Origin of the sequence: Actinokineospora bangkokensis (assembly GCF_001940455.1) — a bacterium.
GTDB classification, from domain to species: Bacteria; Actinomycetota; Actinomycetes; order Mycobacteriales; family Pseudonocardiaceae; genus Actinokineospora; species Actinokineospora bangkokensis.
On the sequence record NZ_MKQR01000016.1, the window covers coordinates 326,092 to 339,844 of the forward strand.

The following is a 13,753-nucleotide window of genomic DNA, read 5'->3' on the forward strand; positions in this document are numbered from 1 at the left end:
TGACGGCGGCGCCGCGACCGCGGGTGGACGAGCGGGCCCATCATGCGCTGGTGGCGCTGGCCACCTACGCCGACAACGACGGTCGCAACATCCTCGTCAGCGTCGAGACCCTCGCACGGAACTTGCGGATCTCCGCCAGGGAGTGCCGGTCGGTGCTCGACCGACTCGAAGCCGCTGGGCTGATCATCCCCGAGGCCGGGCGTCGGGGGATGCCGGGCTGGCGCCTGTCGATGCGGGACTTCGGCGGTGAATCCGACCCGCTGGAGGAGCGTGCCCGCCGCGATCGAGCGGCGCACGCGGCACGCAACCGGGCCTACCGCGAGCGTCAGCGCGAGGCGATCGCCCGCGCACGCGTGATGGCCGAGGACGCCATCCCGCGTGACGGGGCGCAGCAGCGTCCCGGGACGGCGGATCGAGGCGCACGCGATGGTCTGGCAGGGCATCACGTGACGGCACTTCCTCCCGTCCGAGACGGTGGAGCGACCATCATTTCCGCTGGTAGCGGTGCTGCACCTTCATCTACCTCCATGACTTACCTCCAGAACACCTACTCGGCGCGAGCCGGTGGCGGGTCTTTCGGGCAGTCGGACGCGCTGTTCGAGATGCCCGAACAGGCCGATGCGGCGACTGACAAGTCCAAGATCCTCTACACCGAGGAGTTCGAGATGTTCTGGGCGGTGTACCCGCGCAGGGTCGGCAAAGCCCGTGCGGCTGCCGCGTGGCACAAGGCCCGCACTGCGGGGGTGGCGGCGGAGGTGATCCGCGCGGGCGCGGTCCGCTACGCGCAACTGGTCGCGGCCGAGGCCCGCGAGCCGCGGTTCGTCAAGCAGGCCGAGGGCTGGTTGCACGGCCGCCGGTGGGAGGACGAGGTCCAACCACTGGTCGGAGCGGCGACGCGCGGCCCGTATCGGGATCCGGACCCGGCCGAGTACGCGAGTGTGTGGACCCGATGAGCGAGCAGCCGACAACCTGTCAGCTGCCCGTGGTGCGGGTGGAGGACCTCGTCCTGCCGGGTCCGGACGACTTCGCCGCCGCCGGTGTGCCGCGGCGGCACGCGGAGTTCGCCGCGCAGGACTACCAGCGGCGCACCGCCGCCCGCGCCCGGGAGAACCGGAGGGCCGCGGTCCGGGCGTGCCGGGTGATCCCGCACCGGCACCGGGGCGCCCTGCCCGAGCATCCCGAGGTGCGACGGTGGGTCGTCGACGTCGTCGGTGCCAGCTTCACACCGGGTGCGGAGCGGGGCGGTGACCTGGAGTATCACCGGTGGGCCGGGCCGTCCCTGCTGATCGGGGGCCGGGTCGGCGTCGGTAAGACCCACCTGGCCTACGGTGCGCTGCGCGCGCTGGCGGCGTCGGGTCTGCGGATGCCCGACTTCGCCGCCGTCAGTGCCCCGGATCTGCACGCGGCCCTGCGGCCGCGGCCGGGCATGGACGGCGAGGGCGAGTTCCAGCGGTACGCCCGCGCGCGGGTGCTGCTGCTCGATGACCTGGGGGTGCGCAGGACCGGCACCGACTGGACCGAGGAGGTCGACTACCGACTGGTCAACACCCGATACGACGGGTTCCTGCCGACGATCTTCACCACGAACATGACCCTGGACCAGCTCCAGGCCACCATGTCCGACCGGGTCGTCTCGCGGCTGGTCGAGATGTGCCGGGTCGTGATCATCGACGGCGAGGACCGGCGCTGGGCCGGGCTGGGTGGCCGGTCGTGAGCGGCCCGGATGAGGTGGACCTGCTCAACCCGGTCGCGGAGGAACGCTACCTGGGGTCGTTGCTGCTCACCGCCTCCCACACCGGGCTGCGAGACGACGCGCTCAGCGCGCTGGACCCGGGCGACTTCGCCGACCGGGGCATCGGCGCGCTGTGGTCACTGGCCCGCCGACTCGCTGAGGAGCGTCGCAGGATCAGCGCACGGGCCCTCCGGGAAGCCGCCGCGACGGGGAAGCATGGGTTCGTGCCGGGGGTGCTCGACCGCAAGATCGCGCAACTGGAGGCCGTGCTCGAAGCCCCCCGCACGGTCGAGGGGGACGTGGCGACCGTGCGGGAGTGCGCCCGCAGGCGCCGCTTGGTGGCGGTGTGCGACGCCATCCGCCAGCGCGCCATCGTCGGCGAGCCAGGCGACGCGCTGCGGTACGCCTACGACGCCCTCGCGGCGCTGGAACAGGGCGAGACGACCCGCCCGATGCGCTTCGACGAGATGCTCGACGGGTTGTGGGAGGCGATCGACAGCCCCGAGGCCCGCCCCGTCCACCCCACACCGTGGGCGGAGCTGAACCGGCGGCTCAACGGTGGGCTGCGCGGTGGCCGCTACTACGTGGTGGGCGCGAGGCCGGGTGAGGGCAAGTCGATCCTGCTGCACAACATCGCCCTCCACCACGCCCAGCAGGGCGGCTCGGTGTTGGTGTTCAGCGCTGAGATGGGCGCCATCGAGGTCGCCGGGCGCATGGCCGCGTCGGGCACCGGGGTGGAGCTCAACGACATCGTGGCAGGCGACCTGGCATCCCACCCCCGCGCTGTCCTGGCGCAGTGGGGTGAGCAGCACTGCCCGATCCCGCTCGTCGTGGACGACCGTGAGCGGGTCACGATGGGCTACATCCGGTCTCAATGCCGCCGCCACAAGGCGGTGCGCGGACTCGACCTGGTGGCCATCGACTACCTGCAGCTCGTGGGCTCGACCGACACCCGCGTACCCCGGCACGAACAGGTCGCGCGGATCTCCCGGGAGTGCAAGCTGCTGAGCCGGGAACTCGACGTCGCCGTGGTGGTGGCCAGCCAGCTCAACCGGGAGGTAACCCGACGCGGTAGCGGGCGACCCACCATGGCTGACCTGCGCGAGTCCGGCGGCATCGAAGCCGACGCCGACGCCGTCCTGCTCCTCGCCCGCGGCACCATTGACGACGGCCACACCACCCTGCCCACCGACGAGCTCCATGTCTACCTCGACAAGAACCGCCAAGGCCCCACCGGCGAGCTCACCCTGCGCTGGGAGGCCTACTACGCCCGCCTCGGCGACTGATCCACCCCCACACGTAAGCCTCAGCTGGTCCACGCCCATGGTGCAACGCCGCTGTTGTCCACGGATCCATCCATCACGTGACAGCCACACGCAACTGTCCATTGCAGGAGCCGGCTTAGACCTGTTCTCACGTGGTGAACTTCTTGAAGCAGGTGAGTGCTGCGGCGAGGGTGAGGAAGCCGAAGTAGTTGCGCCGTGGTGTTCCCACCGGGTGCCGACACGGCGTTGGTGACCGGTGAGCCAGGACAGGGTTCGCTCGACGACCCACCGGTGGCGGCCAAGTCTGGTGGAGGTGTCGATGTTCTTGCGGCTGATGCGGACCATGATGCCCCGGTTGATCAACCATCCGCGGATTTCGTGTACGTCATAGGCTTTGTCGGCGTGGAGATTGTCGGGTCGGAACCTGCGTGCTCGTCCCGACGTGCGCACGGACGGGATGGCGTGGACGAGGACGGGCAGGGCGAGGTGGTCGTTGACGTTTGGCCACGGACATTTCGACGACCAGGGGCAGCCACGCCTGCCCGGGAGAGCCAGCGCGGCTCAGGCGGATCTTGCGGTGCAGCTGCTCGCTGAAGTTGCGATCCTCGCTGGCCCGTGAGGGCCAGCGCTGCCCGAGCGGACTCCCCCCAGGGGGCAAATCGTGTGTTGTTGCGATCCTCGCTGGCCCGTGAGGGCCAGCGCTGCGGGGGCTGCTCCACACCCCGCACGCCCAGGTTGACGTTGCGATCCTCGCTGGCCCGTGAGGGCCAGCGCTGCGACTGCGCCCGGATCCACGCCGCGTTCTGGAAGGGGTTGCGATCCTCGCTGGCCCGTGAGGGCCAGCGCTGCGGGGATGACCGGGTGGGCGTCCTACGCCCAAGAGGTTGCGATCCTCGCTGGCCCGTGAGGGCCAGCGCTGCCCGTTGGCGGCCTGGACGATCCGGACCGTGTTGGTGTTGCGATCCTCGCTGGCCCGTGAGGGCCAGCGCTGCTGGTGGACCGCCTTGTGTTGACGGTTCTGTCGCTGTTGCGATCCTCGCTGGCCCGTGAGGGCCAGCGCTGCACGGGGTAGCCCCGATCTGGTGGACCGCCAACCGGGTTGCGATCCTCGCTGGCCCGTGAGGGCCAGCGCTGCCGCGGTGCCGTCGTAGGCCTCCACCCAGTCGACGTCGTTGCGATCCTCGCTGGCCCGTGAGGGCCAGCGCTGCTCGGCCGCCTGGATGCTGGTCTCGGTGACCACCTCGGGGTTGCGATCCTCGCTGGCCCGTGAGGGCCAGCGCTGCTTGTGGTGGCCCTGCTGTGGATCGCCCTGACCTATTGCGATCCTCGCTGGCCCGTGAGGGCCAGCGCTGCTACAGCGGCCGGGCGATGGCGTCCAGCACCTGCGTTGCGATCCTCGCTGGCCCGTGAGGGCCAGCGCTGCCGAGACCACCTACCAAGCCCGACGACGCGCGCTCGTTGCGATCCTCGCTGGCCCGTGAGGGCCAGCGCTGCCTGTCCTGACAAACCGTGGACCGTCACTCTCCGGTTGCGATCCTCGCTGGCCCGTGAGGGCCAGCGCTGCACCGGCGTCAGCGACTCCACCGCCGACTGGGACCCGTTGCGATCCTCGCTGGCCCGTGAGGGCCAGCGCTGCCGCCATGGGGTTGTCTCCCTGCTCGGGGGGCTCCGTTGCGATCCTCGCTGGCCCGTGAGGGCCAGCGCTGCAGGTGACCCGGTGGGCCGCGACCCGGCGCAGGGCGTTGCGATCCTCGCTGGCCCGTGAGGGCCAGCGCTGCCGGGGGCGAGGCGGTGGCGACGCAGCATGTCCGCGTTGCGATCCTCGCTGGCCCGTGAGGGCCAGCGCTGCGTGGTGGCGGCGAGCAGCCACGCCTGCTTGACGTGGTTGCGATCCTCGCTGGCCCGTGAGGGCCAGCGCTGCGTGGTGGCGGCGAGCAGCCACGCCTGCTTGACGTGGTTGCGATCCTCGCTGGCCCGTGAGGGCCAGCGCTGCCCCGGATGAGCTGGGGGTCTTTCCTGAGCTTCTGTTGTATCGCACGGGTAGTCCCAGAAGTTGGGACGACACGCCGGGGTCGGCCTGGGAACCTGTCGGTGTTTCGTGCCGCGATGGGGGTTCCGAGGGGAGGGGAGCCGGAACAGCTTCTACCTCCAGTAAGGGTGTCGAGTTTTTGGCATGTTCGGTTGGCTGTCGTGCGCCCGTCCTGTGGGTATGGTTCGACGGTGCTGCGCGGGGTGATGAGCTTGGTCCTCCTGTCGGGTGATGTGGTGTTCTTGTCTCTGAGATTGCTGCGGCGAACCGTAAGGTGATCGTATGGATGTGTAACGTTGGCGGTTGCCTCACGACGGGTAGTGCAGTGAAAGTCAGGTGTGGTGCCGACTGTTGGGCTATCCCTGGCCTTCATGGCAGTGCGGACGTGCCGAGTTGAGGAGACTTGGAGTGAATCGATTTCGTGAATACGGGGAGAGTTGATTCGAGGGGTGACGTGGCGGGATCGCCGTCGACTGGTCATGTCGAACGACAATGTCTTGTGTGGCGTGGAAGCCACGGTGGTGTCGAGACGGTCTGCCGTTGGCGTTGTGGTTGATGGTCGAGGAATGGGAGCTGATGGGTGATGTGGGCGCACAGTCCGAGTGAGGTGTCCGGTGCGCTGCATGGGCTTGCTGATCACGTGCGTTCGACCGCTCGGTGGGCGCGGGTGTTCGCCGAGCCTTTCGGCGCGGGGGACCTGGCGTGGGAGTTGGGGCTGGTGCATGACGCGGGTAAGGCGCGTTGTGCGTGGCAGGAGGGGTTGCTCGCCGCGGGGACGTCGGGTGGCAGGGTGGGTGTACCGCACAAGGAGGTCGGGGCGTCGTTCATCGCGCCGCGGGCGGGGGTGGCGGCGATGGCGGTTCTGGGTCACCATGGCGGGTTGCATTCGCGGAGTTGGCTGCTTCGGTTGTTGCGGGATTCGGATTCCGAGGATGTGGGTGAGGTGATGGCCCGGTTCTTCGAGGTGGTTCCGGAGGCCGCTTGTCTTGATTCGGGGGTGTCGCCTGTGCCGTCGGGGTGGGGGAAGGACCCTTTGGTGTGGGAGATGGGGGTGCGGATGGTGTTCTCGGCGTTGGTGGATGCCGACCATCTCGACACCGCGGCGCATTTCGAGGGTTTGGACACCGTCCGGGTGGCGGCGCAGGTGGACATGGGTGTGTTGCGTGACCGGTTCGAGGGCGCGCGTTCCGAGCGGTTCTCCGGTGTGGTCCCGTCGCTGGTCAACGAGATCAGGTCGTCTCTGTACGCGCGGGTTGTGGGGGCTGCTGGCGGTGGGCGTGGCATTTACCGGCTGCCGGCGCCGACGGGGTCGGGGAAGACTGTTTCCTCGGCGGGGTTCGCCTTGCACCATGCTGCGCGCCACAGGATGTCGCGGGTGGTGGTCGCGGTCCCGTTCACGACGATCACCTCACAGAACGCCCAGGTATACCGTGACTTGTTGGGCCCGGAGGTGGTGTTGGAGCACCACTCGAACGCTGAGTTCGACGGCCGAGATCTGCGGTTGGCGGCGGAGAACTGGGACGCGCCGTTCGTGGTCACCACTACCGTGCAGTTGTTCGACTCGTTGTTCGGTCGCAAGCCTGCTCGCTCGCGGAAGCTGCACAGGTTGGCCAATGCGGTGATCGTGCTTGATGAGGTGCAGGCGTTGCCGTTGTCGCTGCTGGGGCCGATCCTCGATGGTCTCCGGCTGCTGTGCCGCCACTTCGGGGCGACGGTGCTGTTGGCCTCGGCAACCCAACCACCGTTCGAGCGGCTTGCGGTGTGGAAGTCCCTGGACGTGGTCGAACTGGGGGGTGACGCGGTCGCGCTGTCGACGGGTCTGCGGCGCGCGGCGTATGAGTGGAGGCTCGATCCGAGGCCGACCACGGACCAGATCGCCGCCGAGGCCGCCGAGGTGGGGCAGGCGCTGGTGGTGGTCAACACGGTGCCCCAGGCGCGGGCGATGGTCCGCGCGGTGGCTGCGGTGGCGGCGGCGTCGGCGACGGTGCTGCACCTGTCGACAAGGATGGTTCCCGTCCACCGGGACAGGGTGTTGGCCCAGGCATGTGACCTGGTGAAGTCGGGGGACCCGGTGCTGTTGGTGTCGACCCAACTCGTCGAGGCCGGGGTCGATGTGGACTTCCCTGTCGTGTTCCGGGCCTTGGCGCCTGCGGAGTCGTTGCAGCAGGCGGCAGGACGGGCCAACCGTGAAGGCAGGCGTTCCGGGTTGGGCAGGGTTGTGGTGTTCGATGCCGAGGGCACCACGATCCCCGCGTTCTACCGGGCCGGTGTCGCCAAGACCCTGGCGTTCTTCGGGCCCGGCAAGGCCGATCCCGGCGACCCGCAGGTGTTGGCCCGCTACTACGCGAGCCTCTACTCCGCCCTCAACGTCGATGCCGATCCCCGGGCTGTGGAGATTCAGCGCAATCGCGGTGCGCTGGACTACCTGGCTGTCGCCGAGGGCCCGGTCACCGGGTTGGGTGACGCGGACCGCCCTCTGCGCGACTCCCGATTGGCGTTCCGCATGATCGACGAGGACCAGGTCACGGTGGTGGTCACCGACTACGACAACAACGACGAGGTCCGGGAGTGCCTGCGCCGGGTCCGTGCGGGCGACGGCCCGCTGGGGGCGCTGGTGCGGCGCATGCGCCCGTACATGCTCTCCCTGCCCCGTTCTGTCGCCTCCAGACCGGAGGTGGCCAGTCTGCTCCGCCCGGTCGTCGCAGGGCAGAGGGACCTGTGGGAGTGGGTCGGTCACTACGACCAGTTAGTGGGACTCGACGACGGTGACACGAGCGAGGAGACAGTGTGGTGACCACGAGTCTGCCGACATCACCCTCCGGGGCACCTCCGGTGGTGGTGCAGGTGTGGGGTGACGGGGCGCTGTTCACCCGACCGGAACTGAAGGTGGAGCGGGTGACCTACCCGGTGATGACCCCCTCCGCCGCCGTGGGGGTGCTGGAGTCGATCTTCTGGAAGCCGGAGTTAGACTGGCGGGTGGTCGCCATCGAGGTCCTCAATGAGATCAAGCAGTTCACCCAGCGTCGCAACGAGACCACGGACCTCGCCTCGCTCGCGGACGCCGCGACCGGGCGGCGCACGATCGACACCGCCGCGCACCGGGTGCAGCGCAACGCGGTGTGCCTGCGTGATGTCGCCTACCGCATCCACGCCCACGTCGACCTGCGCTCGCACGCGACCAAGCCAGAGGCCGCCTACCGCGATCAGTTCCGTAGACGGGTGACCCGGGGCAGTTGCTTCTCCCAGCCCTACCTGGGCACTCGGGAGTTCAGCGCCTTCTTCGGCGACCCCGACGACCGGGCACCCCTGCCCCGCAGCGAGGACCTGGGAATCATGCTGCACAGCGTGGACCACAGCCACACTCCCGCACGGTTCTCCTGGTTCACGGCCCGCCTGCAGGACGGTGTGCTGCACGTCCCCGCCCAGGGGATCCCCGGGAACCAGGTGGTCTGATGCTGCTGCAACGACTGGCCGAACACGCCCGCCAGGACACCACTACCCGGCCGTTCCACCGGCCCCGAGCGTTTCAGTGGCAGCTGCGCATCCGGCTCGACGGCACACTCGCCGGCGACCGGGTCGAGTCGATCCAGACCCTCGACGCCAAGGGCAGACTCCAGGGCATTCCGCACACCGTCCCCGCCATCGTCCGCACGGTCGGGGTGGCGGCCAACCTTGCCGCCGACGACGCCCAGTACGTCCTGGGTTGGGGTGATGACACCACCCGACCGGAGCGGGTCGCCCGCTGCCACACCGCGTTCGTCGACCTCACCCGGCGGTGGGCGGCCAGTCCCGAGGGCCGGGACGACCCGATCGCCGCCGCGGTGGACGCGTTCTACCGCTCCGGCGCCCTCGCCACCGTGCCCCGCGACCCGGACGTCGCCGCCAAGCACGGAGTCCTGCTCACCGTCGAGGACGGGGCGGGGGTCACCCACGCCTACGACGCCCCCTCGATAAGCAGGTTCTGGGAGGGCGAGGTCGCTCGGCGCAAGGCTGGCAAGGACACAGCGGGTACGGGGCTGTGCCTGGTCTGCGGCACGGTGCGGCCGCTGCTGGACACCTTGCCCAGCAAGGTGCCCTCCAAGCTCGTGCCCGGAGCCAGCAATGACGCGGCGTTGGTCAGCGTCAACGAGCGGGTGTTCGGCTACGACCTGGGCATCCGACTGGCCAGCACACCGATCTGCATCCCCTGTGGTGAAGCGGTCTCCGCTGGCCTGGTCCGGGTGTTGTCCTCTCCGCACAGTGTCCGCCATAGTGGGCAGGACAGCTGCCTGGCCTGGTGGACGACCGAGCCCAGCGAGTTCGATCCGCTGAGCCTGGTCCTCGACGCCGATCCCGACGCGGTGACCACCCACCTTGAGACCGTCCACCGCGGCCATCCCACTCGTGCAGGCATCGAGCACGCCCAGTTCTGCGCGGTGACCGTCGGGGGCAACATCGCGCGGATCATGGTGAGGGACTGGTTGCAGATGCCGTTGCCGCAACTCGACGCCCGCATCAGCAGCTGGTTCGACGACCAGCGCGTGACCCCCGCCCGCGCCAGCGAACACGAGTACCAACCGCTGCAGCGGTTGGTACTGGTCTGCGGCAGGTGGTTGCGCCGCGAGAAGCGGTACGTCTTCCTCGAGGCCAAGGGCGCCGACCGGCCAGCCGGTGTCGAGCGTGACCTGCTGCGGGCGGCCATCCGTGGGACCCCGCCACCGGCGTCGCTGCTGGTCCACGTGATCAACCGGGTCCGCAGCGACGGCCACCTGGACACCGCGCGAGCAGGGCTGATCCGCCTGTGCCTCGTCCGATCCCCCCTCACCTCGGAGACACCGTTGCCTGGCCTGGATCCCACCAACACCGACCCCTTCTACGTCGCAGGACGCGTATTCGCGGTGTTGGAGGCCATCCAGCACGCGGCCTCCGACGGCAAGCTCAACACCACCTACGGCGACCGGTACTTCGCCGGGGCCATCACCACCCCGCGCGCAGCAATCGTCAACGGCCGCAAAGACGCCAACGCCTGGCTGCGAAAACTCCGCAGGAGCAACCCCGGGGCCGCGGTGAACAACGAGAAGGCCCTCGACGAACTCTTCGGCCTGCTCGACAGCACAGCCATCCCCGGCCACGCCTCCCTGCCCCAGCAGGGCCAGTTCCTGCTCGGCTACCACCACCAACGCGCCCACCGCTTCCAGACCATTCGCGGGGCCACCGCCACCGACACCCCGAGCACCGACAACCAGGAGCACCACGCATGAACGCCCCCCACCTGGACCCGACCGTCCGCCACGACATCGTGTTCCTCTTCGACGTCACCGACGGCAACCCCAACGGCGACCCCGACGCGGGGAACCGGCCCCGCACCGACGACGAGTCCGGACAAGGCCTGGTCACTGACGTCGCCCTCAAACGCAAGATCCGCGACACCCTCGCCCTCGCCGCTCCCGGGGAACCCCGCTACGGGATCTTCGTCGAGGCCGGGCACGCCCTCAACCCGCGCCTGGAAGCCTCCTACACCGCCACCGGCCTGACCCTCGGCGACAAGAAGATCACCGAGGACAAGGCCGCCCAGGCCCGCGCCTGGCTCTGCGACCGCTACGTCGACCTGCGCCTCTTCGGTGGCGTGCTCTCGGTCGGCAACACCGGCCGCCTGGGCCAGATCCGCGGCCCGCTGCAGGTCGGCATGGCCCGCAGCATCGACCCCGTCCTGCCCACCGACCACACCATCACCCGGGTCACCCAGACCAAGCAGGCCGACATCGACAAGGGCGAGACCACCGAGATCGGCAGCAAGTGGACCGTCCCCTACGGTCTCTACCGCACCGAGCTGTACTACTCCGCCACCCGCGGCAGCCAAACCGGTGTCGACACCCGAGACCTCGAACTGCTGCACCGCTGCCTGGAGATGATGTTCGACCACGACCGCTCCGCCACCCGCGGCCGCCTCGCCCCCCGTGGCCTCTACGTCTTCAGCCACTCCGACGCCTTCGGCGCAGCACCCGCCCACCGACTCCTCGAACGCGTCCACGTCACCCGCCCCGACACCACCACCCCCGCTCGTGCGTTCACCGACTACACCGTGTCCATCGACGACGATGGACTGCCCACCGGGGTGACCCTGACCAAACTCATCGCCTGACTCCGATCGTGCAAGAAGACAGCACTCCCAGCATCCCCCTCTCGGCGCTGGAACACCACGCCTACTGCCCACGCCAAGCCGTCCTGATCCACCTTGATGGCTACTTCGACGCCAACGTCGACACCATCCGTGGGGATCTCGCCCACGCCGCGGTCGACTCCGGTGGGCCAGGCAAGGACCGCGACGGCACGCGGGTGTGGCGGTCGCTGCCTGTGGTGAGCCACACCCTGCGGGTGCACGGTGTGTGCGACGTGGTTCGGTTCGAGTCGACCGGGCACGTCCCGGTCGAGCACAAGTCCGGTGCGTATCGACCTGGGGGACCGGCCGACGTCCAAGTCGCTGCTCAAGCGCTCTGCCTCAAAGAGATGTTCGGGACCCCGGTCCCGACCGGCGTCATCTTCGCCGGCGCGGACCGCAGGCGCCACGTCGTCGACATCGACGCCCCGCTCCGGGCGCGGGTGGTCGAAACCACCCGCGCCCTGCGCGCCCTTTTGGCTGGCGTTTTCCTACCGGCCCCGGTCAACGATCGCCGCTGCCGCCGTTGTTCCCTGCGCGAAGGGTGCATGCCCGACGTTCCCGTCGACCCCGGAACGTTGTTCACTGCGCGACCGGAAGCGAGTTGGGATGACTGAGCTTCTGCGGACTCTCTTCGCGACCACCGCGGGCACCCACCTGCAACTCGACGGTGACACGATCAGGATCATCCACCCAGAGCGGCCCGGCCGTCACCTGCTCCCCCTGGTCCGTTTGGACCACGTCGTCGCCTGGAACGGGGTGACCATCACCGACGACCTCCTGCATCGCTGTGCCGCGGATAGCCGATCGGTCACCTGGGTGACGCGCAACGGCCGTTTCCTCGCACGCACGAGTGGCCCCATCACAGGCAATCCCCACCTGCGCCTGGCCCAGTACCGGGCCCACGATGACCCGTCCCACCGATTGCATCTGGCCCGCACCTTCGTCGCAGGCAAGTTGCATAACTACCGCCAACTGCTCCTGCGCGCGGCCCGCGACAGCACTGGCGCTCATCAGACCCGGCTGCGCGCCATCGCCGAGCACCATGCCGCCGCCCTCACCCGTCTCGCCGAAACTCGTAGCCTCGACGAGGTGCTCGGCATCGAGGGCAACGCCGCGCGCAGATACTTCCAGAACCTGGCCTTGCTCGCCCCAGGCGCTTTCCCCGGCCGGTCTCGACAACCGCCAACAGACCCGATCAACTGTCTGCTTTCCTTCGGGTACGGCATGCTCCGCGTCGCCGTTCACGGTGCGCTCGAACAAGTCGGTCTCGATCCCTATCTCGGCTACCTGCACGGCATTAGACCCGCGAAACCCGCTCTCGCACTCGACCTCATGGAGGAACATCGACACTGCTTGTCGACCGCTTCGTCCTCACCCTGCACAACCGAGGCCAACTCCACCGCCGCCACACCGAGGAACTACCAGGAGGCGCAGTCCAACTCACCGACCAAGGCCGCACCTTCTTCCTCGAACAATGGTCGAAGGCCAGAGCTCGGACGTGGCACCACGCCCCGCTCAACCGCGAGATCCCCGCCGCACTGCTCCCCCTGATCCAAGCCCGTCTCCTCGCTCGACACCTCCGCGGCGACACCCACACCTACCAACCCTGGACGTTGACCTGATGGAACTGCTCATCACCTACGACGTCGACACCACCACCCCCGCAGGCCAACGTCGTCTGCGCCAGGTGGCCAAAGCGTGCGAAGGAGCCGGTCACCGCGTGCAGAAGTCCGTTTTCGAGGTCGTCTGCGACCCCGCACAACGACTGCGGCTCGAGGCAACCCTCACAGAGCTGATCAACCCCCGAACCGACTCCATTCGCATATACCAGCTCACCAAGGGAACCCTCGCCACCGCACGACACCTCGGCGCGGCAACCAACCCCGGCCATCACGACCCACTGGTCTTCTAGATCGCGAAGGCGTGAGCGCACTCCCGCACGCACGCATCACCAAGCGCTCTCCGGCACCGCCGGAATCATCTCGCTGCTTCAAACGGCCAGCGCCACCCGCGACCCGATAGGTCTCAGCGTCCAGAACACGTTGCGATCCTCGCTGGCCCCGGAGGGCCAGCGCTGCGTCCACACGTACAGGTCGGGGGCGGCGGAGCCGCGGCTGTTGCGATCCTCGCTGGCCCCGGGGGGGCGCTGCTGCCTGCTGCCCGTCCCGGACCAGCCAGGCGCGGGAGTTGCGATCCTCGCTGGCCCCGGAGGGCCAGCGCTGCGCCCGGTCTTCGGGTTGACCCCGCCATCGACAACCTGTTGCGATCCTCGCTGGCCCCGGAGGGCCAGCGCTGCCGGATCACCAGGTGGCACCCCATGTCGGCGCCGACGTTGCGATCCTCGCTGGCCCCGGAGGGCCAGCGCTGCCGCGGGTGTCGCCCGCGTGGAAGTCGAGGACGGTGTTGCGATCCTCGCTGGCCCCGGAGGGCCAGCGCTGCCCGTGGTGGCGGCGAGCAGCCACGCCTGCTTGACGTGGTTGCGATCCTCGCTGGCCCCGGAGGGCCAGCGCTGCGCGAACACCGACAGGTACACGGTGCACCTGCACCAGTTGCGATCCTCGCTGGCCCCGGAGGGCCAGCGCTGCTAC

9 protein-coding genes, 2 pseudogenes and 2 CRISPR repeat arrays (1 of these 13 cut by a window edge) are annotated in these 13,753 nt (G+C 69.1%); of the genes and pseudogenes, 10 read left to right on the top strand and 1 reads right to left on the bottom strand.

The genetic code is table 11. From position 1 onward, the window contains the following. Positions 1-50 precede the first annotated feature (50 nt). From BJP25_RS16025 to BJP25_RS16035, 3 genes are read left to right on the top strand one after another with little or no spacing between them, the layout of a single operon-like run. Entirely contained in the window at positions 51-953 is a 903-nt protein-coding gene (locus tag BJP25_RS16025; RefSeq protein WP_158075658.1) for a helix-turn-helix domain-containing protein, read from the top strand. After that, positions 950-1,714: an ATP-binding protein gene (locus BJP25_RS16030; RefSeq protein ID WP_084794099.1), complete on the top strand. Its 765-nt coding sequence runs from the start codon at positions 950-952 to the stop codon at positions 1,712-1,714. The genes BJP25_RS16025 and BJP25_RS16030 overlap by 4 nt, the downstream gene beginning before the upstream one ends. Then, the gene (locus tag BJP25_RS16035) at positions 1,711-3,018 is read left to right on the top strand and encodes a replicative DNA helicase (protein ID WP_075975711.1); all 1,308 of its coding nucleotides are present in this window, start codon (positions 1,711-1,713) and stop codon (positions 3,016-3,018) included. Before BJP25_RS16030 ends, BJP25_RS16035 begins: the two co-directional genes overlap by 4 nt. A 231-nt stretch (positions 3,019-3,249) precedes the next feature. Here the strand turns inward: BJP25_RS16035 and BJP25_RS36560 are convergent. Beyond that, a pseudogene (locus BJP25_RS36560) lies at positions 3,250-3,552 on the bottom strand (transposase); the annotation flags it as partial. Positions 3,553-3,592: 40 nt separating this feature from the next. After that, positions 3,593-4,990: a CRISPR direct-repeat array (repeat unit 37 nt; unit sequence GTTGCGATCCTCGCTGGCCCGTGAGGGCCAGCGCTGC). A 643-nt stretch (positions 4,991-5,633) separates the two neighbouring features. Between BJP25_RS36560 and cas3 the strand changes: the two are divergent. The 7 genes and pseudogenes from cas3 (at position 5,634) to cas2 (ending at position 13,077) form a co-directional block, all read left to right on the top strand. Then, positions 5,634-7,820 (top strand): CRISPR-associated helicase Cas3', encoded by a 2,187-nt coding sequence (gene cas3, locus BJP25_RS16045; protein WP_198943516.1) that lies wholly within the window; start codon positions 5,634-5,636, stop codon positions 7,818-7,820. After that, positions 7,814-8,479 (top strand): type I-C CRISPR-associated protein Cas5c, encoded by a 666-nt coding sequence (gene cas5c / locus BJP25_RS16050; protein ID WP_233158096.1) that lies wholly within the window; start codon positions 7,814-7,816, stop codon positions 8,477-8,479. Before cas3 ends, cas5c begins: the two co-directional genes overlap by 7 nt. Next, positions 8,479-10,266, top strand: coding sequence for a type I-C CRISPR-associated protein Cas8c/Csd1 (cas8c, locus tag BJP25_RS16055; RefSeq protein WP_075975713.1), 1,788 nt, complete (start codon positions 8,479-8,481; stop codon positions 10,264-10,266). Before cas5c ends, cas8c begins: the two co-directional genes overlap by 1 nt. After that, positions 10,263-11,147 carry a type I-C CRISPR-associated protein Cas7/Csd2 gene (cas7c, locus tag BJP25_RS16060; protein WP_075975714.1) on the top strand — a complete coding sequence of 295 codons (885 nt, stop codon included), beginning with the start codon at positions 10,263-10,265 and terminating at the stop codon, positions 11,145-11,147. The genes cas8c and cas7c overlap by 4 nt, the downstream gene beginning before the upstream one ends. An 8-nt stretch (positions 11,148-11,155) precedes the next feature. Further along, positions 11,156-11,779 carry a CRISPR-associated protein Cas4 gene (cas4, locus tag BJP25_RS16065; protein ID WP_233158097.1) on the top strand — a complete coding sequence of 208 codons (624 nt, stop codon included), beginning with the start codon at positions 11,156-11,158 and terminating at the stop codon, positions 11,777-11,779. Further along, positions 11,772-12,787: pseudogene (cas1, locus tag BJP25_RS16070) on the top strand (CRISPR-associated endonuclease Cas1). The gene cas4 and the pseudogene cas1 overlap by 8 nt, the downstream one beginning before the upstream one ends. Then, positions 12,787-13,077: a CRISPR-associated endonuclease Cas2 gene (cas2, locus tag BJP25_RS16075; RefSeq protein ID WP_084794057.1), complete on the top strand. Its 291-nt coding sequence runs from the start codon at positions 12,787-12,789 to the stop codon at positions 13,075-13,077. The pseudogene cas1 and the gene cas2 overlap by 1 nt, the downstream one beginning before the upstream one ends. 129 nt (positions 13,078-13,206) lie before the next feature. Next, positions 13,207-13,753: a CRISPR direct-repeat array (repeat unit 37 nt; unit sequence GTTGCGATCCTCGCTGGCCCCGGAGGGCCAGCGCTGC) (it continues 69 nt past the right edge of the window).